The sequence below is a fragment of the Kitasatospora sp. NPDC096128 genome, assembly GCF_040303105.1.
In the GTDB taxonomy this organism is placed as follows: domain Bacteria; phylum Actinomycetota; class Actinomycetes; order Streptomycetales; family Streptomycetaceae; genus Kitasatospora.
On record NZ_JBEOSP010000064.1, the window covers coordinates 1 to 20,486 of the forward strand.

The following is a 20,486-nucleotide window of genomic DNA, read 5'->3' on the forward strand; positions in this document are numbered from 1 at the left end:
CGCCGACACCAGCGCGCACTCCGTCCCCCCGTTCCCCTACGTCCACGCCTACAACGCGGACGGCAAGGAGATCTACAACCAGAAGACCCAGCCCACGGTCAAGAACACCCGTCCGTAGGCGTTCTGCCAGGCGCTCGGCGGTGGGGAGCGGCCGCCGCACCGCAGGCCCGGCGCGGGGCGGGCTGCGTTCGTCCACGACCGCCCGCCCCGCCTCCGACTCCGGTGGCGGGGCCGGTGGGTGGGACCGGAGGCGGGCCGGCCTCGGCCGTTCCGTGTGCGAGGTGAACCGGGGCTCAGCGGGGGTGGCGGCGCAAGGGCGCCAGTGGCGGGTTCCCGCCCGGTCAAGCCTCGGTCATGGCGCGGGTTCCGGCCTTGTTCGGCGGCGCCCGGCTTGGCTACCTTCCTACCGCTGACGCCTCGTAGGCTCGGCACCACTCCCTTGGCATGCCCCGATCATCGATCCTCCCGGCGGCGCCCCCGTCCCCCACAGGGCCGACGCTCCATGCCCCGCCGGGCCTCCAGGGCAGCCGTCTGCTCGTGCGCGTACCCCCTCACACCCCGGGCCTGCACCCCGGCGAGCCGCTCACCTCGGCCTGCCCGCACGCCCGGGGCCCGACCCCCCACCTGGGAGGGCTCCGTTGCGCAACTTCCTTTCCCCCCTGCGGCACGGCCGGCTCCGGGCCGGCACCGCGACCTTCGCGGTCGGCGCCGTGGTCGCCGCCGGCCTCGCGCTCGCCGCCCCGGCCGGTGCCTCGGCCGCCGCATCCGGCACGACCGGGGCGGCCGGCACCGGCGTCAAACACGTCTGCGCCAAGCCGACCGACCGTCACCAGATGGCCTGCGACGCCCTGGTGCGCACCGACGTCGTCCAGCCGCACGCCTTCTCCCTCGGCGCGGTCTCCCCGGACGCGACACCCTCCGGCTTCGGCCCCGGTGACCTGCAGAGCGCCTACGCCCTGCCGGCCAACGGCGGCGCCGGGCAGACCGTCGCGATCATCGACGCGATGGACGACCCCAACGCCGAGTCCGACCTGGCGACCTACCGCACGCAGTACGGGCTGCCTGCGTGCACCACCGCCAACGGCTGCTTCAAGAAGATCGACCAGAACGGCGGCACCAGCTACCCGACCTCCGACACCGGCTGGTCGGGCGAGATCTCCCTCGACCTGGACATGGTCTCCGCCATCGCCCCGAACGCCCACATCCTGCTGGTCGAGGCCAACTCGGCGACCATGGGCGACCTCGGCGCCTCGGTCAACCAAGCCGTCGCCAAGGGCGCCAAGTTCGTCTCCAACAGCTACGGCGGCGCCGAGGACTCCACCGACACCGCCTCCGACAGCCAGTACTTCAACCACCCGGGCGTGGCGATCACCGCCTCCTCCGGCGACTCCGGCTACGGCGCCCAGTACCCGGCCGGCTCCCAGTACGTCACCTCCGTCGGCGGCACCTCGCTGACCCGCGACTCCAGCGCCCGCGGCTGGAGCGAGTCCGTCTGGGGCTCCAGCTCCGGCGGCAACGGCACCGGCTCCGGCTGCTCGGCCTACGACCCCAAGCCGAGCTGGCAGACCGACAGCGGCTGCGCCAACCGCACCATCGCCGACGTGTCGGCGGTCGCCGACCCGGCCACCGGCGTCGCGGTCTACCAGACCTACGGCGGCAGCGGCTGGGCCGTGTACGGCGGCACCAGCGCCTCCGCACCGATCATCGCCGCTGTCTACGCCGACGCGGGCACCCCGGGCGCGTCCGACGTCCCGGCCAAGTACGCCTACCAGCACACCGGTTCGCTGAACGACGTGACCAGCGGCGCCAACGGCACCTGCTCGCCGACCTACCTGTGCACGGCCGGCGCCGGCTACGACGGCCCGACCGGCCTCGGCACCCCCAACGGCCTGGCGGCCTTCACGGCCGGCGGCAGCACCGGCGGCAACACCGTCACCGTCACCGGCCCCGGCAGCCAGAGCGGCACCGTCGGCACCGCCGCCAGCCTGCAGATCCACGCCAGTGACTCGGCCTCCGGCCAGAGCCTGAGCTACTCGGCCACCGGCCTGCCGGCCGGACTGTCGATCAACTCCTCGTCCGGCCTGATCTCCGGCACCCCGACCACCGCGGGCAGCAACAACGTCACGGTCACCGCCAAGGACACCACCGGCGCCACCGGCTCCGCCTCCTTCACCTGGACCATCGCCGGCTCCGGCGGCGGCACCTGCACCGGCGGCGGCCAGCTGCTCGGCAACCCCGGCTTCGAGACCGGCACCGCCTCGCCGTGGACGGCGTCGAGCGGCGTGATCGACAACTCCAGCAGTGAGCCCAGCCACTCCGGCTCCTGGAAGGCCTGGCTCGACGGCTACGGCACCACCCACACCGACACCCTGAGCCAGACCGTCACCATCCCGGCCGGCTGCAAGGCGACGCTGAGCTTCTGGCTGCACATCGACACCGCCGAGACCGGCACCACGGCCTACGACAAGCTCACCGTCCAGGCCAACTCCACCACCCTGCACACATACTCCAACGTCGACGCCGGCACCGGCTACGTGCAGCGGACCTTCGACCTGTCGAGCTTCGCGGGCCAGAGCGTGACCCTCAAGTTCACCGGCACCGAGGACTCCTCCCTGCAGACCAGCTTCGTCATCGACGACGCCGCCATCAACGCCTCCTGAGCGACTGACAGCTCCAACCCGCGTGGGCCGCAACCTCGTTGCGGCCCACCGGCCTGTTCCGGCCCCCTGTTCGGCAGTGCACGGTGCTGATCGTCGGCGCGCTCGCGGGCGGGACGAAGCGCTTCGGCGAACGGCGCGTGCCGGGGCGCGGGGACTACCAGGGGACTGTCCGGCCGAAGCGGTCCAGGTACGCCAGGCCGGGTGTGCCCAGTCGGGACAGCAGGACGTCCGCCAGCAGCGGAACGGTCTCCTCGAGCGTGAACGGCGCGTCCGGACCGCCCAGGGCGGTGCGGATCCAGCCCGGTGCCAGCAGCACGAAGGCGCGCCGCGTCCCGCTCCGCCGGGCCGCGAAGCTGCGCAGGAACATGTTCAGGGCCGCCTTGCTGCCCCGGTAGACCTCGCGGCCCCCGGTCGTGTTGTTGCCGATGCTGCCCTGCCCGGAGGACATCACCCCGATCAGGCCCGCCGGGGACACCAGTTCCTCAAGGGCTTCGATGACCCGCATGGGGCTGAGCGCGTTGGTGACCATCACCTCGATGAAGTCGGCCGTCGCCACCGCCCCGATCGGCGTGTCCTCACCGGTGGTGATTCCGGCGTTGACGAAGAGCACGTCGAGTGGGCGGTGCGCCAGACGTTCGCGCAGCACGGGCAGGCGGCCCGGGTCGTTGATGTCGAGCTGCTCGATGGTGACCCGCCCGTCGGAGCGGTCCGCCAGGTCGTGCAGCGGCGTTCGGACCGTGGTGTCGCGGACCGTGCCGACGACCGCCCACCCCCGGTCGAGGAACTCCGCCGCCATCGCGTGGCCGAGGCCGCGCGAGGCCCCGACGATCAGTGCGCTGGGTGCGGTGGGTGCGGTCGTTGCGGTCGTTGCGGTCGTTGGGAGTTGTTCGCTGCCAGTCGATGACATCCGTCGTCATCTCCGTTCTTCGAGCCTCGGCTTCCGTTCGGGCATCGTCGAGTGTTCCGCCCGCCCCGCCCCTCGGGCGAGCCGCACGGGCCGGTTCGTAGGATTGCCGACATGGCAAGGGTCCTCATGTCGGAATCCGCTCCGATCCAGCCCGACGACGTGCGAATCATCCGGGCGTTGCAGATCGCCCCGCGGGCTTCGTTCGCCGCGATCGCGGCCGCCCTCGGCCTGACCGAGGGCGCCGTCAACCGCCGGTACCGCCGGCTGCGCGCCGACGGTGTCATCCGGGTGGCCGGGGTGGTCAACCCGGGCGCCCTGGGACAGAGCAGGTGGCTGGTGCGACTGCGCTGCCGCCCCGGCAGCGGCCCGGCGATCGCCGACGCGCTGGCCAGGCGTGCCGACGTCAACTGGGTATCCCTGGGCGCGGCGGGCAGCGAGGTCACCTGCGCGACGCAGTCCCGGACCCGGGAGCAGCGCGAGGACCTCCTCGGGCAGCGGCTGCCCCGCACGGCGGCGGTGCTCGACATCAACGCCGCCGCCATGCTCCGGCAGTTCCTCGGCGGCCGGGGCCACTACTGGTCCGCCTTGCAGGGCACGCTGTCCCCGCAGGAGGAGGCCGCGCTGGGCAGCGGCGGGCCGCCTTTCACCGAGTCCCCGGTCGTCGCGCGCGAGCCGCTGCGCCTCACCGCCGAGGACGAGAAGCTGTTCGACGCGCTCGCGGTGGACGGCCGCGCCGGTCTCGTCGATCTCGCCGCGGCCGCCGGGCTCACCCCGGGGCGCGTCTCGCGGCGCCTCGACGCGCTGCTCCGGCACCGCGTCCTCCACATCGACGTCGAGATCGCCGCGGCGGCCCTGGGCTATCACGCCCGTGCGCACCTCCTGCTCCGTGTGCACCCGTCGGAGGTGAAGAACGCGGGCCGCGCGCTCGCCCGGGAACCCGGGATCGCCTTCGCCGCGGCCGTCTCCGGGCCCTGGAACATCCACGCCGTCGCGCACTGCCGGGACCTCGACGAGCTGTTCGAGTTCACCTCGGAGCGCATCGGGCCCCTCGCCGGGCTGCAGAGCATGGAGGTCTCCCCCGTGCTGAGGCAGGTCAAGCAGGCCGGCACCCGGCTCGTCGACGACCGCCTCGTCGACGACCGCCTCCTCGTGCCGTCCGGCGCCCGCGCGCGGTGCTGACGGCGGCGGGGGCGGGGGCGGCCTAGTCCAATCCCCGGGCCCGGCGCAGGCGGGCCGCGAGGGTGTCGGGGGCGATGATCGGCTCCGGGTACTCGGGGGCGAGCAGCCACGGGCGGTGCACGGCCGGTCCGGGCAGGTGGGCCAACTCCGGTACCCAGCGCCGTACATACGCGCCGTCGGGGTCGAAGCGGTCGGCCTGGCGCAGCGGGTTGAGGACCCGGTTGGGCCTGGTGTCGGTGCCGGTGCCGGCCACCCACTGCCAGTTGAGCTGGTTGTTCGCCACGTCGCCGTCGACCAGCAGGGACAGGAAGTGGGCGGCGCCGATCCGCCAGTCCAGGTGGAGGGACTTGGCGAGGAAGCTCGCCGTCAGCAGCCGGGCCCGGTTGTGCATCCAGCCCTCATGGGCGAGCTGGCGCATCCCGGCGTCGACGATCGGGTAGCCGGTGCGGCCCTGCCGCCAGGCCTCGGCCTCGCGCTCGTCGTGGTGCCAGCGGTCGTCCCGGGTGCGGTAGTCGCGGTGCGCGGCGTCGGGGCGGGCGGCGAGCACCTGGTGGTGGAAGTCCCGCCAGGCCAGCTGCCGGACGAAGGCCTCCGCCCCGCTGCCGCCGCGCTGGAGGGCGCGGGCGGCCAGCTCGGTGGCCGACAGGCAGCCGAAGTGCAGGTACGGGGAGAGCCGGGAGGTCTCGTCGGCCGCCAGGTCGTCGTGCACGTCGGCGTAGGCGTCGACGTCCCAGCGCCGCCACCGCTCCCGGGCCGCGGTCTCGCCGCCGCGCGGCAGGGACGGCGAGAACGGGCCGCCGACCGTGAGGTTGTCGCTGCCGATGCCGGTCGGGGTGCGCAGTGCCCGGGGCGCGCCCAGCACGGTGCGGTGCGGGGCCTGCTGCCAGGCGCGGTGGTACGGGGTGAAGACGGCGTAGTGGTCGCGGCCGGCCGGGGCGACCCGCCCGGGCGGCACCACGGTCACCGAGGCGTCGTGGACGTGCAGCCGGTCGCCGAACAGGGCGAGCAGCCCGGCCTCGCGCCGGCGGGCGAAGGTGCTGACCCCGGCGGCCACGTGCACCGTCCCGGCCCCGGCCTCGGCGGCCACCACGGCCGTCTGCTCGGCGGTCGCGCCCCGGCGGACGATCAGGCGGGAGCCGGTGCGGCGCAGCGAGGCGTCCAGGTCGGTGAGGCAGTCGGCCAGGAAGGCCAGCCGGTTGGGGGCGGCGAAGCCGGCCGCCTCGACGGCGGGGTCGAGGACGAACAGCGGCACCACCTGGTCGGCGGCGGTGCGGGCGGCGTGCAGGACGGGGTTGTCGTGCAGGCGCAGGTCCTGGGTGAACAAGGCGATCGAGACGGTCATCGGCGGGCCCTCGGAGCGGATGCGGTCGGGGTTCTCGGGGTGCGGGGTTCCCGGGGTGCGGGGTTCCCGGAGCTGTCGGTGTACGGCGGGACGGCGGCGCTGCGCGGCGGATGCCGGACCGTACCGGTTCCTTCGGAGCCGAACGCCCCGCGGATCGGTCCGGTGCCGCCACCGGTCACGCCGCATGCCGGGCGCGTTCCGTGATGTTGCGCGCCATGGCGTCGAACACCACCGAGTGGAACAGCGCCACCGACCACCAGTAGGCGTGGCCGGCCAGCCCGTGCGGGTGGAACAGGGCGCGCTGGCGGTAGAGCGCGCCGCCGTCGCCGTCGGGGGCGACCCGCAGTTCGAGCCAGGCCAGGCCGGGCAGGCGCATCTCGGCCCGCAGGCGCAGCAGGCGTCCGGGCTCGATCTCCTCGACCCGCCAGAAGTCGAGGGCGTCGCCGACCCGCAGGTGGTCGGGGTCGCGTCGGCCGCGGCGCAGGCCGACTCCTCCGGCCAGCCGGTCGAGCGTGCCGCGCAGTGCCCAGGCGAACGGGAGGGAGTACCAGCCGTTCTCGCCGCCGACGCCCTCGACGACCCGCCACACGGCGGCCGGGTCGGCGGCCACCCGTCGTTCCCGCAGGTCCTGGTAGAGGCTGCCGCCGGCCCAGTCGGGGTCGGTGGGCAGCGGGTCGCTGGGCGCGCCGGGCAGCGACGCGGAGGACCAGCGGGTGGTGACCCTGGCCTCGCGGATGCGGCGCAGGGCCAGTTCGAGGGCGCGGTCGAAGCCGGTCAGCCCCTGCGGCGGGTCGGGGACCCAGTGGGCGATGTCGTGTTCGTGGCAGACCACCTCGTGCCGCAGCGACTCCACCAGCGGGCGGGCGAGCGGGCCGGGGACGGGGGTGACCAGGCCGACCCAGTGGCTGGACAGCGCGGGGGTCAGCACGGGGACCGGCACGATCAGCCGGGGCGGCAGGCCGGCCGCGCGGGCGTAGCGCTGCATCATCAGCCGGTAGGTCAGTACGTCCGGTCCGCCGATGTCGAAGGCCCGGTCGACCTCCGGCGGCAGCACGGCGGCGCCGACCAGGTAGTACAGCACGTCGCGGACGGCGATGGGCTGGATCCGGGTGTTGACCCAGCGCGGGGTGACCATGGCGGGCAGGCGTTCGGTCAGGTAGCGGAGCATCTCGAAGGAGGCGGAGCCGGAGCCGATGATGACGGCGGCCCGCAGTTCGACGGTGGGCACCCCGGCCTCCCGCAGCACCCGGCCGACCTCGGCGCGCGAGCGCAGGTGCGGCGACAGCCCGGCCTCGGCCACCCCGGCGGGCACCAGCCCGCTGAGGTAGACGATCCGGGCCACCCCGGCCCGGGCCGCCGCGCGGGCGAAGGCGCGGGCGGCGCGCCGGTCGGTGGCTTCGAAGTCCGGCCCGGTACCGAGGGAGTGGACCAGGTAGTAGGCGACGTCGATGCCGTCGAATGCGCCGTCCAGCGTCGCCGGCCGGGTGACGTCGCCGGTGGCGGTCTCGACCTCGGCGCGCCACGGCTGGTCGCGCAGCCGCCCCGGGTCGCGGGCCAGGCAGCGGACCCGGTGCCCGGCGGCGAGCAGTTCGGGGACCAGGCGGCCGCCGATGTAGCCGGTGGCGCCGGTGACCAGGCAGGTCCGGCCGGCCGGGGGTCGCTCGTCCATGGTCCGCTCCTTCCGTACGACGGGTGATGCCTGGGGGGGTAGTGCCTGGGGGGGGTGTCGTCCGGGCTCCGGTCAGCGGAGCAGTCCCTCCAGGAGGTCGAGGGCGGTGGCGAGGTCGCGCGGCCGCAGCGTGCCCGGTGGTCGGCGGGGTCCGGCCCAGCCCGGTCCGGCGACCAGCACCACCGGCTGGGTGCGCGCGCCCTGCGGGCCCCAGGCCGTCCGGACGACCCGCTCGACCAGGGCCCGGTCGGCGGTGCGGGTGACCTGCGACCAGAGCAGCACTGCGGGCGGCCCGGTCCGGTGCACCGCTTCGAGCAGCGCCTCGGGCGGCAGGGCGGGGCCGAACATCCGGAACGGCAGGCCGCGCTCGGCCAGCGCCGCGGCGAGCGCTTCCAGCGGGAGGGCGTGCAGTTCGGACGGCATGCCCGCGAGCAGCGCGGCCGGGCCGGGCACCGGCTCGGGCCGGTCGGCGACCCGGCGCAGCGCGGCCGCGATGTGCCAGGACAGCAGGTGCTCCACCTCGACGTAGCGCTCGCCCTCGGCGACCCACTTGCGCCCGGCCGCCCGGAGCGCCGGGGTCATCACCTCCGTCCAGGCGACGACCGCGCCGAGCTCGTCGACGCTGCGGCGCAGGATCCGCGCCATCTCGGGGGCGTCCAGCCGTACGGCGGCCCGGGCCAGGCCCCGGCACTCGGGGCGCACGGTGCCCACCGGCAGGGTGTTGCCGCCGGAGGCCGTGCCGGTGCGGGCGGTCCCGGCCGTCCGGGCCTTCGGCGGCTCGGGCCCGGCCCCCGCCAGGGCGATCCGGGCGGCCTCGGCGGGGTTGACGCCCCGGGCGGTGAGGCGGCACATCTCCTCCAGGACGGCCACGTCCTCCGGCTCCCAGCGGCGGTGCCGCCCGGGGGCCCGGTGGGCCGGACCGATGCCGTAGCGGCGCTCCCAGGACCGGATGGTGGTGGGCGAGACGCCGAGCCGGCGGGCGAGGGCTCCGGTGGTCAGCCCGGCCGGGGCCGGTGCGGTCGGGGCGGTCGGGGCGGTCACGGCCGCGAGCCTACGACGGGACACCGGGGGGCGGTCGGCCGACGCGCGCGCGGCCGGGGCAGGGGCCCGGGGGCGCCGCCGAGCTCGGTGCGCAGCCGGCCGAGGGCGTCGCGGATCCGGGTCTTGACGGTGCCCAGCGGCGCCCCGAGCGCGGCGGCCGCCTGGGTGTGGGTGCGGCCGCCGTAGTAGACCAGCAGCAGGCACTCGCGTTGGAGCTCGGTCAGCGCGGACAGCGCGTGCCGGACCAGCTCGCGCTCCGACTCGCGCTCCAGCTCGCCCTCGACCTGGTCGGCGACCTGGTCGAACGCCGGGGCGTAGCCGCGCAGGGCGGCGGCGCGTTCGCGGTCGGCGGCCGCCTGGGCGGAGCGGACCCGGTCCACGGCGCGGTGGTGGGCCACGGTGACCATCCAGGGCAGGACCTCGCCCCGCTCCGGGCGGTAGCGCGGGGCCTCCCGCCACACCTGCCAGAACACCTCCTGGACGACCTCCTCGGCCTGGGCGCGGTCCCGCAGCACCCGCAGGACCAGGCCCAGGACGGTGCCGGCGGTGGCCGCGTAGAGCTCCTCGAAGGCCCGCTCGTCTCCGCGGGCGACCGCGGCCACCAGCACGCGCAGCCGGGCCCGCCCGTCGTCGGCGCGGTCGGGGACGGCGGATCCGGTGGGCGCCCGGTCGGTGTTTGCCTGCACGATCCGACCGTCGCGCAGTCGCGGGCCGCACCGGTAGTCGCAACGTTTTCGCAGCGTTCTGCGCAGGCCGGGCGGGCGTTCCGGTTCCTCGGACGAACCCGATTGCGCACCAAGTGGCTCGGCGCCCGACGGGACGGGCAGAGCAGAGGCAGGCGCCCCCCGCTCTCCACTGGCCGCAGGCTACGGCAGATCTCGGACGCGGTCCGCGAACGGGCCGGCCACCGCGGTGGCCGACAGCGCCGAGCCCGCCGTCCGCGCTTGCGGCGGAAACCAGCGGGAGGGCGGGAGGGAGGCGGCCGACCGGCTCCGCTCGGACATCGCCCGGGCCGTCCGGGCGCCGCCAGCCGGGGACGGACCCGCCGAGGACACCTGAGCCCGGGGAGCCCGTGCGCCCCCAGTCGACGTCACTGAAGGCACAGTTGTGGGGCGGTGTCAGCGGTGCCGGGTAGCGTGGCCACGGTCACACACCTGCCCGGGAGGTCGACGATGCACTCGAGCGGCTGCTGGTGCTGGAGCGGGCCGCGACCGCGATCCCCGACGCGGCGGCAAATGAGGTTGCGGCGGCCATGCTCGCGCTCTGATCATCGGTTCGAGCAGTCCACGCGAGCCGTCCGCTTGATCCACCCACTCGATCAACCCACCAGGAACTGCGAAGGGCAGGTGCCGTTCGATGTCCACACCGGAGCCGACCGAGGCCCGCATCGAGGATGCGGGCAACGTCCTGATCGCGCCTTCGACGCTCCAGGACCACGACGTGGTCAGGGACTTCTTCGGGTCGGTGACCACGCCGGAGGACCTTGCCTCCGGCTCGGCCGACCTCATCCTCAGGACCGTCTACCTGTGCGGCGATATATCCGGGCTCGAACCCCGCCGACTGCGCACGGCCGACCGGGTGTTCGTCATCCGGGAGCTGTCACACGGCTACCGGGAGGACGCCGACGCGCCCTGGAGCGTCGTCGGCCTCGGCCGGGTCCCGGTCCGCGTGCACGGCGTCGGCGTGTACTACCACCGCTTCTTCGGGCTCGACGAGGGCCACTTCGAACGGATCAGCGCGGAGCACGAGTTCCAGTCCCTGACGGAGTCGAACAAGCCCGGGAAGGCCCATCGCAGCGGCATCTACCTGACGCCCGTCACGCGCGACGGTGACGAGCTGCACTTCCGCCTGCTCCGGTGCTCCACCAACCTCTCGGGGCCGACCGAAGGCTTCCGCCCGACCGACACGAGCATCGTCGAGGCCCTGAACCGCGAGGCCGCCGGCATCTTCCGCGACCACGCGCCGCTGAACCACGTCCTCGCCCAGATCTACCACAACACCCGGGCCACGGCGGAGCGCAAGCAGTCCAAGGCCCGGATCTCGTCCCACGCGGACAAGACCAAGGACATGCCGGTCAACGGCATCATGGCCTTCTGCACCTTCTACGACCGGCTCGACGAGCTGCAGCCGCTGGCAGGCGACGCCTTCGACTACGGCGTGAAGGGCGTCAGCGGGCTGACCAGGCTCCAGTTCCGCCTCAAGGACGCGACCGGAGAACTCGACGGGGTCGCTCTCCCCGCGCAGTTCACCGTGACCCTCCATCCCGGGTCCGTGTTCTTCATGCCGCTGTCCACCAACCGCCTGTACACCCACGAGATCCGGCCCTCGGCGCTGGACGCCGGGCTGCTCCCGACCCGCCTGGGGTACGTGGTGCGCTGCTCGAACGCCGAAGCCGTCCACAAGGACGGCCACACCTTCCTCAAGGTCTCCGAAGGCCTGGTGAAGCTGGAGCCGCCCACCGAGGAGGGCATCGACGAGCTGCGCGGGCTGTACGCGGAGGAGAACCGGAGCCCGTCCTTCGTCGACTACGGCGACGGAATCCTCTTCAGCATGAACACGGGAGACTACCGTGCCCCCCAGCTCTAGGTTCCCGGAGGAGGAGTTCCTCTCCTTCGGACTGCCGTCCGAGGAGGACCTCTTCACCGAGCTGTCCGCGTCGACCCGTTGGGAGGACGTGGGCAAGGGCCGCCAGGGCGCCGTGCTGACCAGGGTCGACGGGGCGGGCGGCGTGCCGCTCGTCCGCACCACCACCCGGTACGGCAGCCCGGCGCAGCGCTTCCGGGCGGTGCACGAGCGGCTGGCGCAACGGGTCCAGGAGCGTGCCCAGGAGCATCTGGAGCTTCCGGTCGGCTTCAACAACGCCCTCATCGAGCGCTACACGAACGCCTACACGACCATGGGCGCCCATTCCGACCAGGCCCTCGACCTGGCCGACGGGTCGTTCATCGCGGTCTTCTCCTGCTACGAGCACCCCGAGGCGGGCCCGCCGAGGAAGCTGATCGTCGAGCCGAAGGGATCCGACGGTGGGACGTACGAGAGGTTCGAGATCCCCCTCGACCACCACGGCGTCGTCGCGTTCTCCGTCGAGGCGAACCGGCGGCTCAAGCACAGGATCGTCTTGGACGCACCCGGCCGGGCGGCGGACAACCGGTGGTTGGGCGTGACCTTCCGGACGTCGAAGACCCTCCTCCGGTTCCGCGACGGACAGGCCCGCCTCCCCCGGGGCGAGCGCCTCGTGACGGCCGACGAGGAGCGGCAGCGCGAGTTCTACCGACTGCGGCGCCGCGAGAACGACGAGACGGACTTCCGCTACCCGCCGGTGGCGTACACCGTCAGCGGGAGCGATCTGCTGCCGCCCGTGTGAGCCCGGGACGCGAGGCGAACCAGCCCAGGGCGCGAGGCGAACGAGCCCTGGATGCGAAGCTGAGGGGCCCGCCCCGGCGGGCCCCTCGTCGGGCGGTCGGGGCGTCAGCCGAGGGTGACGGTGTACGGCCCGGCCAGGACGGCGTAGCCGTCGTCGGCCAGGAGGTACGCGTCGTAGCGGCCCGGGCCGCCGAGCTTGCCGGTGGCGAAGGTCAGGGCGCCGCTCTGGTTCGGGGCGTAGGACCAGGTGAGCGAGGAGCGGGAGCCCGGGGTGACGCCGGCCGGGTAGAAGCCGATCCAGTTCTTGGCGCCGGCCTGGGCCGCGGTCGGCAGGCCGTAGCGCAGGGTGAGGTTGCCGCCGCCCGCGACCGCGTTGAGGTCGCCGGTCAGCGTCGGGCCGGTCGCGGTGGACGGGGCGAAGGCGCCGTTGAGCGGGGTCGCGTAGGTGTCGTTGGCGGTCAGGCCGGGCAGGCCGAGGGCGGACTCGATGGTGCGGCCGATGCCGTAGTGGTCGTAGTGCAGCGGGCTGCTGGTCCCGGCCGGGACGGTGCCCTGCGAGCCGACCACGACGGTGGCGAGGTGGTTGTAGCCCTCGTTCTCGCTCTCGTCCCAGGTCAGGATGAGCAGCGAGCGCTGCTGGGTCCAGGCCGGGGAGGACAGCACCGGGGCGAGGGTCTGCTGCAGCCAGCCGTCCTGGGCCTTGAGGCTGGTGGCGCTGCCGTTGCCGGAGGCCTCGCCGTCGTAGTAGTCGTCGGCGGCGATCCAGGAGAAGTTCGGCGTGGTGGCCGCCGACTTGAGGTCGGTGGTGAGCTGCGAGGTGTCGAAGAGGTGGGCCGCGCAGCGGGCCGGGTTGCCGCTGATGTCGGTGTAGTTGATGAACGGCGCGTCGTCGGGCATGTAGTACGAGTCGTAGTTCTTGTTGGTGTTGCAGGGCGTGCCCATGCCCTGCTCGTAGGCCTTCCAGGTCTGGCCGGAGTCCTCGATGGTGTCGCCGAGGTTGCGCTGGGGGGAGTTGATGTTCGGCCAGTAGGTGGCGCCCTTGGTGTAGGTGTCGCCGCCGGCGACCGCCAGGTAGTTCTCGTCGCTGGGGTGGTAGACGCCGTGGGCGTCGGTGAGGGTGGCGCCCTGGGACATCAGGCTGTGGATGAACGGGGTGTCCGTCGGGTCGTTCATGATCTGGGCGTAGTCGGTGTTCTCCATCATGACGGTGAACACGTGGTCGTAGCCCGGCACTTGGGAGGCCGGCGGGGCGATCGGCGCGGGCGCGGCGACCGGGGTGTCGAGGGTGAGCGAGAGGTTGTCCAGGTAGCCGGTCTCGTTCGTGGTGGACAGGAACTGCACCTCGACCTGGATCGAGCGGGTCCCGGCCGGGACGGCTCCGGTGCTGCTGCGGGAGAGGAACTTGGTGCTCAGGCCGCGGTCGGTCGCGGAGACGGTCGGCAGCTTGGCGGTCGCGCCGAGCGGGTTGCCGCCGGCGTCCTGGAAGTGCAGGCTCACCGCGGCGTAGCCGCCGTACGTGGTCCAACCGCCCAGCCAGCCGGCCAGGTTGTAGTGCACGCCGCCGCCGTCGATCGCACCGGCCGCCGACGAGACGTCCACGGTCTGGGCCATCGAGCCGTCGCCGAAGTTGCCCGGGGCGAAGAAGGCCTTGCCGGGCGTTCGGCCGTCGCCGGGCAGGCCGAAGGAACCGACCGAGGAGCACATGACGTTGACGCCGCCGGCCTGGACCGTCCAGCCGGGGACGGTGGTGGCGGCGCTCCAGTCGTTGGTGCAGTAGCCGCCGGCCTCCGCGTCGCCGTTGACGATCAGGTTGCCGCTGCCGCCCGCCGCGTGGGCGGCGCCGGGGGCGCCGACGACCAGCGCGCCGACGAGCGGGAGGGTGGCGAGCAGTCCGCCGAAGGGGCTCCAGCGCAGTCGCATGGGGGTACCTCGTCCCGTTGGTTGTGCCTGAGGGTGGGTGCCGGTGGCGGTGCACCACGGGCGGGACATAGAGGTACCGGTTCCGTGCCGCCCGGGGAAGGGCGCGCGGGCGAACACGGGCCGAACTTGGTCAGACAACTTCGCGCAGAGCGGCCCCCACCGCCCGCCCGGGGCCGGCCGACGGGGGCTCCACCGCAGGTCCGGACGGGGCCGTGGAGGCCGTACGGGGCGTCAGGAACGGGTGAAGGTCCCGAGGCCGTCGATGTCGAGCTGTTCGACCACCGCCTTGCCCGCCGTACCGTCGCCGCCGACGGTGAAGGTCACCCCGGAGAGGCCGACCGCGTTCTCGCCCTTGCTGCGGAAGCTGAACACGTCGCCGTCGAAGTGCTGCAGCGGGTACTGGAGCTTGGCCGGTCCCACTGTCATCACCAGCCCGCCGTCCTGCTCGGTCACGGTCAGCGGCCCGTAGTAGCCGCTGGCGTAGGTCCCGGTGTAGGCGGAGTCCGGCTTGGCCGGGGCGGCGCCGGCCGGGGGCTTGGTGTAGTCGGTCTTCGAGACGGGGCTCGCCGCGGCGGCGGGCACGACCTTGCCGAGGAAGGTCAGCCAGTCGACCGTCTCCCGGCCCTCCTGGGCGAGGTCGAAGAACTCCTCGGCCACCGCCTCCGGGAGGCCGGTCGGCTGGCCGTTGGTCAGCACCACGATGCCCAGCTGCTCGGAGGGCAGCAGGGTCACGGTGGTCGCGGCGCCCAGCTCGAAGCCGCCGGAGTGGTTCAGCCGGAGCCGGCCGCGCGGGTCGGTGCCGACGTTCCAGCCGAGGCCGTAGGAGCCGGCGGTGCCGGCCGGCGCCCTGGCCGGGCTGTTGACGTAGTGCGGGGTGCGGGTCTCGTTCAGGGCGTCCGGGTCGATGACCGTCCGGCCCTCGAACTTCCCGTCGGCGAGCTGCAGCCGCATCCACCGGGCGAGGTCCTGCACGGTGGAGCTGGCCCCGCCGGCCGGCGACTGCGAGTCGGCGTTCTCGGTGGTGCTGACCTGCCAGCCGGAGTCGGTTCTGACGTGCGGCGCGGCCTTGTTCGCCGCGGCGTCGTAGTCGGAGCGCCGCGAGCTGGTGGAGTTCATCCCCAGCGGCTTGTAGAGGACGTCCGCCGCGAGGTCCTCCCAGGCCACCCCCTTGGCCTTGGCGACGGCCGCCGCGGCCTCGGTCAGGCCGTAGTTGGTGTACGCATAGCTCGCCCGGAACGGGGTGAGCGGCTGGTCGCGCAGGTGCTGGACGATGTAGTCGCGCTGGTAGCCGAGGTCCTGCAGCAGGTCACCCGCGTGGTCCGGCAGGCCGCTGCGGTGCGAGAACAGGTCGGCGACGGTGACGTGGCCGGTCACGTACGGGTCGGCCAGGGCGAAGCCCGGGTCGTGGGCGGTGACCGGGTCGTCCCACGTGGCGACCTTCTGGCCGACCGCCCCGGCGACCACCGTCGAGGAAATCGGCTTGGAGACCGAGGCGAGCTGGAACACGGTGTCCGGGGTGACCTGGTCGGGCTTGCCGAGCTCGCGGAGCCCGAAGCCCTGTGCATGGATCACCTTGTCCTGGTACACCACGGCGAGCGCCACCCCCGGCACGCCGGTCCTGGTCATCGCGTCCCGCACATAGCCGTCGATCCGGCCCACGGCGTCGTTCACCTGCTGCTCCGTCAGCTGCGGGGCCGGCTGGGCGGGCGGCGCGGTGGCCGGGGCGGAGGAGGGGCCCGGGATGGGAACGGCCTCCGGGTCGCCCGCCCCCGCCGAGGTGCACCCGGCGAGCAGCGGGCCGCTCAGCAGCAGGGCCGCCAGCGCCGGTGCGGCGACGGCCCGGCCGGGGCCCTGGGCGGTGCGCCTGGGCGCGCCGTGAGGATGCATCGAGGTCCTCCCTCGTCCGGGCGGCGCGGCCCCGGTCCCGTCGGTGCCGCCGTCCGCCGTACGGCGGGAGTGTGGACGGCTGTGCGCGCCCCGGGCCGCCGCCGCGCGCCGTCCCCCGCGCGAACCACCCGTCCGGCGGCGCACGGCCCGGGCCGGGGCGGCCCGGCCCTCCCCCGCCCGTGGGTCCGTCATCCGGTCATTCGGTCAGCGCCCTGGTCCAGCAGCGGCACCCGCACCTGGTTGAACCCGTAGTAGACGGCCAGCAGGCCGTGGACGGCGAGGGCGGCCGGGGCGGAGAGGAAGGCCAGGCCGACGGTGAGCGGGTAGACCACCAGGCCCAGCTCGAACCGCCACCGCCCGGCCCGGGCCGCAGGCACGTCCACCCGCTCGTCGAAGCAGCGGCCGGTGCGCGTGACGTGGTTCCAGAAGACGGAGAACAGCACCGCCTGGCCCACCATCACCCCGCCGTACACGGCCGCCGCCACGTTCGCCGCCGAGCCGTTGCGCAGGTTCTGCGCAACGACCGCGGTCGGGAAGGGCAGGACGGAGATCAGCATCAGCAGCAGCAGGTTGAGGAACATCAGGGTGCGGTCGACCCGCGCCAGGTGACCGAACACGCTGTGGTGGTTCACCCAGACCACGCCGATCACCAGGAAGCTCACCACGTAGGCGAAGTACGACGGCCACTGCGCACCGAGCGCCCGCCACAGCTCCGCCGCCCCGTGCGCCTGGGGGATCTTGATCTCCAGTACCAGCAGGGTGATCGCGATCGCGAACACCCCGTCGCTGAACGCCTCGATCCGCCCGGTGTCCCTCGTCTCTGCCGTCTCCACCGGCAGAGCATCTCAGCCGGGCAGCGCCACCCCACCGCGCAACGCCGGGCCCGCGCCGCTGGGGGCGGAGCGAGGAACGATCCGTCCGGCCGGGTCGGGCAGAATCGCGGCATGCGGCAGATCATCGTCATCGGCATCGGTTCGGGCGATCCGGACCACCTCACCCTCCAGGCCGTCAAGGCCTTCGCGGGCACCGACGTCTTCCTCCTCCTCGACAAGAACGAGCAGCGCCAGGACCTGATGCACCTGCGCCGCCGGATGATCGAGGAGCACGGCCGCCCCGGCCACCGGGTGGTCGAGGTCCCGGACGCCGAGCGCGACCGCACCACCCCGGCGTACACCGAGGCGGTCCAGGACTGGCGCCGCCGACGGGCCGAGCTGGTCGGGCGGCTGGTCGCCGAGCACCTGGCGCCGGACGAGACCGGCGCATTCCTGGTCTGGGGCGACCCGAGCCTGTACGACAGCGTGACCGCCGTCCTCGACGAGGTCCTGGCCGCCACCCCGGACGCCTTCGACTACCGGGTGGTCCCCGGGATCAGCAGCGTCTCGGTGCTCGCCGCCCGGCACCGCACCACCCTCACCAGGGTGGGCCGCCCGCTGCGGATCACCACCGCCCGCCGGCTGGCCGCCGACGGCTTCGGCCCCGGCAGCGAGGACACCGTGGTGATGCTCGACGGACAGGCCGCCCTCGCCGGCCTCGATCCCGAGGGCGTGCACGTCCACTACGGCGCCTACCTCGGCGGCCGGGACGAGATCCTGGTCTCCGGCCCGCTCGACGAGGCCGCGCCCGAGATCGCCCGGCTGCGCGCCGAGGCCCGCGAGCGCAAGGGCTGGATCATGGACACCTACCTGCTGCGCCGCACCGAGGAGTGACCAGGTGTCCTCCGGGCGGGTGCGGCAGAAGGGGAGCGGGTCGCCTCCAAGGAGATGACGTCGGCGTCGAGTTCGTCGATCGCGGCCATGATCGCGCCGAACTCGGCGTAGCACATGTGGGTGTGGACGGCGGTCGTTCCCACTCACCGCTGCGGGGCAGTCCCGGACTGGCCAGTCAAAAGGCGTCACCGGGTTCCCTCTTACGACACCCCGCCCGGCGGACGGGGCGAACCAGCTGCACCGGCCACCCTACGGGCAGTCCGCCGGTTTCCGGCCGGGGATTCACCCGATCGTCCGCATGGTGAGACGACGTCAGCCCGACGGGCGTAGCGGTGGCGCCGGATGCCGTCATACCGGGGTACTAGAGCGGGACTTGGCACCCCGGTATGACGGTTTCCGCCCGTCCCCGCCCGTAGCGTCCACCGTGTTGCAGGCGAAGACGGAAGCGAACGAGGAGGAACGGCGATGAGCAGGCGAGGACGGACCGTGGCGGCGGTGCTGCTGGCGGCGACGGCGACGTTGGGTGTGGCCGGCGCGCCGGGTGCGGTGGCGGCGACCGGGCGGGACGGCGCCGAGCGGCAGGCCAGGGCCTGGCTGCCGCAGCCCACCGGGCCGTACCCGGTCGGCACCACGGCCCTGCAGCTCACGGACGACGGCCGGGACGACCCCTGGAAGCCCGGGCAGCACCGCAAGCTGATGGTCAGCTTCTGGTACCCGACCACCCGGCCCGCCACCGGCGACGACCGCGCTCCGTACATGCTCCCCGCCGCCGCCGAGCACTTCGGCAGCGCCGGGAGCGTCGCCCAGCGCGAGAACAAGTTCCTGCCCGGCCGCACCGACTGGGCGGGCATCCGCACCCACGCTCGCACGGACGCGCCCGTCCTGCCCGGCGGCAAGCGGCCCGTCGTGCTGTACTCGGCGGGCTTCGGCGACCCGCGCACCTGGGGCACCGGCCTGGTGGAGGACCTCGCCTCGCGCGGCTACGTCGTCGTCACCGTCGACCACACCTACGACGCCTCCGAGGTCGCCTTCCCCGACGGGGAGCTCGCCACCTCCGTCTTCCCCGGGCTGATGGAGCAGCCCGGCGTCGACTTCGGCGCCCTGCTGCGCAAGACGCTGCAGGCCCGGGTCGACGACACCCGCTTCGTCCTGGACCGGCTCACCGGGCTGTGCCAGGACGAGCAGCTGCCGGCCGGCCTCGCCGCCTCCCTCGACCTCGACCGGATCGGCATGGTCGGCCACTCCGGGGGCGGCTCCGCGGCCCTGCAGACCATGCACGACGATCCGCGCCTCAAGGTCGGCATCAACCTCGACGGCCAGCTGCACTTCCCCCGCCCGGACGGCTCCGGAATCCAGCTGCCCCTGCCCACCGTCGCCGCGGACGGCCTGAACCGGCCCTTCCTGCTGATGGGCACCCAGGAGTCGGACTCCGGCAGCTACCACCGGCAGCCCGGCTGGGACGCCCTGTGGCAGCACAGCACCGGCTGGCACGCCGACCTGACCCTCACCGGCTCCCGCCACAGCTCCTACACCGACGCCCAGTCCCTGCTGCCCCAGCTCGCCCGGCAGGGCGCGATCAGCGGGGACCAGCTCACCCAGGACGTCGGCGACGTCCGCCCGGACCGCGCGGTGCTGGCCACCCGCTCGTACGTGGCGTCGTTCTTCGACCGCTGGCTGCGCGGCCACGACGACCACCTCCTGGACGGCCCGTCGCCGCGCTTCCCCGAGATGGTCTACGAGCGGTAGCCCGCGGCCCGGAGCCGCAACCGGAGCCGTACGGACCGACCCGGCCGTACACCCCCGCCTCGCCCGGGTCGCCGACCACTGGGAGACCCTCACCGCCCAGGACACCTACCGCGACGGGCTCCGCGCCCTGGTGACGGGCCTGCTCTCCGCCACCTGAACGCGCGGAGAACCGGCCCGCCGGGCGAAGCACTCGGCGGGCCGGTTCGGTGGGTCGCTCAGGCCCGGGGGCTCGTTCCGGCCCAGGGGTCGGTGAAGGCCTTCCCGGGGACGGGCTTGGCGATCAGGGCGATCGCCGTGAAGAAGTTGACCTGGCCGATCGCGAGCATCAGCGTGGCCAGCGCCTTCTCGTCGTAGTGCGCGGCGACCTCGGCGTACAGCTCGTCCGACACCCGCTCGCCGTGCGGGTTGGGCTGCAGGACGGCCTCGACCAGGGCGAGAGCCGCCCGCTCGGGGGCGGTCAGGTACGGCGAGTCCTGCCAGGTGGACACCGAGGTGATCCGCTCCTCCGACTCACCGGCCTTGCGCAGGAATCCGGTGTGCAGGACGGTCAGGTAGGTGCTGCCGGCGAGCTGTCCGGCCCGCAGCTGGACCAGGCTGATGACGACGCGCGGGATCGACCGGTTGCCGACGGCCCGGAACAACGCGGCCGAGACGTCGGCGAGTTCGGGGACCAGCTCGGTCGGGTCGGTGGCCAGCCGGGGGCGCAACGGGATCTCGGCGGTGATCGTACGGGCGGTCGAGGTGCGGGTGGTCGAGGTGCGGGTGGTGCGGTCGGTGCTCACGGTGGCGTTCCTCTCGGGTGATCGGTGCTTCCATCGGTGCTTTTCACCGGTGCTTTCACCGACCCGACGGATCCCGGCGCCCGAGTGTGACAGCGCCCCGGAGAATCCCTCAGCCCTGTTCCGCGCCGCGCGCGCCGTCATGACCGGCCCGCACGCTCAGCACGGCGCCGGGCACGCCGGGCACGCCGGGCACGCCGGGCACCGAGCGCCCCAAGAGGTGCCGCCCCCGGCCACCGCCGATACTGGGGTCGCAGACCCGAGGCGGCCCCGACGGCCGGGTACGG

The 20,486-nt window shown here is 73.9% G+C and carries 15 protein-coding genes and 1 pseudogene; 6 read left to right on the plus strand and 10 right to left on the minus strand.

What is annotated here, in order from left to right:
• Positions 1-710 precede the first annotated feature (710 nt).
• Positions 711-2,660, plus strand: coding sequence for a putative Ig domain-containing protein (locus ABTY61_RS38350; RefSeq protein WP_350509865.1), 1,950 nt, complete (start codon positions 711-713; stop codon positions 2,658-2,660).
• A 154-nt stretch (positions 2,661-2,814) separates the two neighbouring features.
• Here the strand turns inward: ABTY61_RS38350 and ABTY61_RS38355 are convergent, their stop codons facing one another.
• Positions 2,815-3,567: an SDR family NAD(P)-dependent oxidoreductase gene (locus ABTY61_RS38355; RefSeq protein WP_350509839.1), complete on the minus strand. Its 753-nt coding sequence runs from the start codon at positions 3,565-3,567 to the stop codon at positions 2,815-2,817.
• Between the two features lie 111 nt (positions 3,568-3,678).
• Here ABTY61_RS38355 and ABTY61_RS38360 point away from each other — a divergent pair, with 111 nt between their 5' ends.
• The gene (locus ABTY61_RS38360) at positions 3,679-4,746 is read left to right on the plus strand and encodes an Lrp/AsnC family transcriptional regulator (RefSeq protein WP_350509840.1); all 1,068 of its coding nucleotides are present in this window, start codon (positions 3,679-3,681) and stop codon (positions 4,744-4,746) included.
• Positions 4,747-4,768: 22 nt separating this feature from the next.
• Here ABTY61_RS38360 and ABTY61_RS38365 read toward each other — a convergent pair whose 3' ends face one another.
• The 4 genes from ABTY61_RS38365 to sigK all read right to left on the minus strand — a co-directional run bounded on the left by ABTY61_RS38365 (position 4,769) and on the right by sigK (position 9,412).
• Positions 4,769-6,088 carry a cryptochrome/photolyase family protein gene (locus tag ABTY61_RS38365; protein WP_350509841.1) on the minus strand — a complete coding sequence of 440 codons (1,320 nt, stop codon included), beginning with the start codon at positions 6,086-6,088 and terminating at the stop codon, positions 4,769-4,771.
• A gap of 175 nt (positions 6,089-6,263) precedes the next feature.
• Positions 6,264-7,757, minus strand: coding sequence for an SDR family oxidoreductase (locus tag ABTY61_RS38370; protein WP_350509842.1), 1,494 nt, complete (start codon positions 7,755-7,757; stop codon positions 6,264-6,266).
• Positions 7,758-7,829: 72 nt separating this feature from the next.
• Positions 7,830-8,798 (minus strand): MerR family transcriptional regulator, encoded by a 969-nt coding sequence (locus ABTY61_RS38375; RefSeq protein ID WP_350509843.1) that lies wholly within the window; start codon positions 8,796-8,798, stop codon positions 7,830-7,832.
• A complete protein-coding gene (sigK, locus tag ABTY61_RS38380) occupies positions 8,795-9,412 on the minus strand; it encodes an ECF RNA polymerase sigma factor SigK (protein ID WP_350509866.1) in 618 nt (205 codons plus the stop codon). The genes ABTY61_RS38375 and sigK overlap by 4 nt, the downstream gene beginning before the upstream one ends.
• Positions 9,413-10,154: 742 nt before the next feature.
• Here sigK and ABTY61_RS38385 point away from each other — a divergent pair.
• Positions 10,155-11,384, plus strand: a complete 1,230-nt coding sequence (locus tag ABTY61_RS38385) for a hypothetical protein (protein ID WP_350509844.1) — start codon at positions 10,155-10,157, stop codon at positions 11,382-11,384.
• Positions 11,368-12,162, plus strand: coding sequence for a 2OG-Fe(II) oxygenase family protein (locus ABTY61_RS38390; RefSeq protein ID WP_350509845.1), 795 nt, complete (start codon positions 11,368-11,370; stop codon positions 12,160-12,162). Before ABTY61_RS38385 ends, ABTY61_RS38390 begins: the two co-directional genes overlap by 17 nt.
• 104 nt (positions 12,163-12,266) lie before the next feature.
• Here ABTY61_RS38390 and ABTY61_RS38395 read toward each other — a convergent pair whose 3' ends face one another.
• The 3 genes from ABTY61_RS38395 to ABTY61_RS38405 all read right to left on the minus strand — a co-directional run bounded on the left by ABTY61_RS38395 (position 12,267) and on the right by ABTY61_RS38405 (position 16,801).
• Positions 12,267-14,081 carry an alkaline phosphatase family protein gene (locus tag ABTY61_RS38395; RefSeq protein WP_350509846.1) on the minus strand — a complete coding sequence of 605 codons (1,815 nt, stop codon included), beginning with the start codon at positions 14,079-14,081 and terminating at the stop codon, positions 12,267-12,269.
• 231 nt (positions 14,082-14,312) lie between these two features.
• Positions 14,313-15,968, minus strand: a complete 1,656-nt coding sequence (locus ABTY61_RS38400; RefSeq protein WP_350509847.1) for a serine hydrolase — start codon at positions 15,966-15,968, stop codon at positions 14,313-14,315.
• Positions 15,969-16,156: 188 nt separating this feature from the next.
• Positions 16,157-16,801: a TMEM175 family protein gene (locus tag ABTY61_RS38405; RefSeq protein ID WP_350509848.1), complete on the minus strand. Its 645-nt coding sequence runs from the start codon at positions 16,799-16,801 to the stop codon at positions 16,157-16,159.
• A gap of 111 nt (positions 16,802-16,912) precedes the next feature.
• Here ABTY61_RS38405 and cobF point away from each other — a divergent pair, with 111 nt between their 5' ends.
• Positions 16,913-17,674: a precorrin-6A synthase (deacetylating) gene (cobF, locus tag ABTY61_RS38410; RefSeq protein ID WP_350509849.1), complete on the plus strand. Its 762-nt coding sequence runs from the start codon at positions 16,913-16,915 to the stop codon at positions 17,672-17,674.
• 31 nt (positions 17,675-17,705) lie between these two features.
• On the opposite strand, the pseudogene ABTY61_RS38415 reads toward cobF, so the two are convergent.
• Positions 17,706-17,808, minus strand: a pseudogene (locus ABTY61_RS38415) (5-methyltetrahydropteroyltriglutamate--homocysteine methyltransferase); the annotation flags it as partial.
• Positions 17,809-18,139: 331 nt separating this feature from the next.
• On the opposite strand from ABTY61_RS38415, the gene ABTY61_RS38420 reads away from it, so the two are divergent.
• Positions 18,140-19,420 carry an alpha/beta hydrolase family protein gene (locus ABTY61_RS38420; RefSeq protein ID WP_350509850.1) on the plus strand — a complete coding sequence of 427 codons (1,281 nt, stop codon included), beginning with the start codon at positions 18,140-18,142 and terminating at the stop codon, positions 19,418-19,420.
• A gap of 215 nt (positions 19,421-19,635) precedes the next feature.
• On the opposite strand, the gene ABTY61_RS38430 is transcribed toward ABTY61_RS38420, so the two are convergent.
• Positions 19,636-20,133, minus strand: a complete 498-nt coding sequence (locus ABTY61_RS38430) for a carboxymuconolactone decarboxylase family protein (protein ID WP_350509867.1) — start codon at positions 20,131-20,133, stop codon at positions 19,636-19,638.
• Positions 20,134-20,486: the final 353 nt, after the last annotated feature.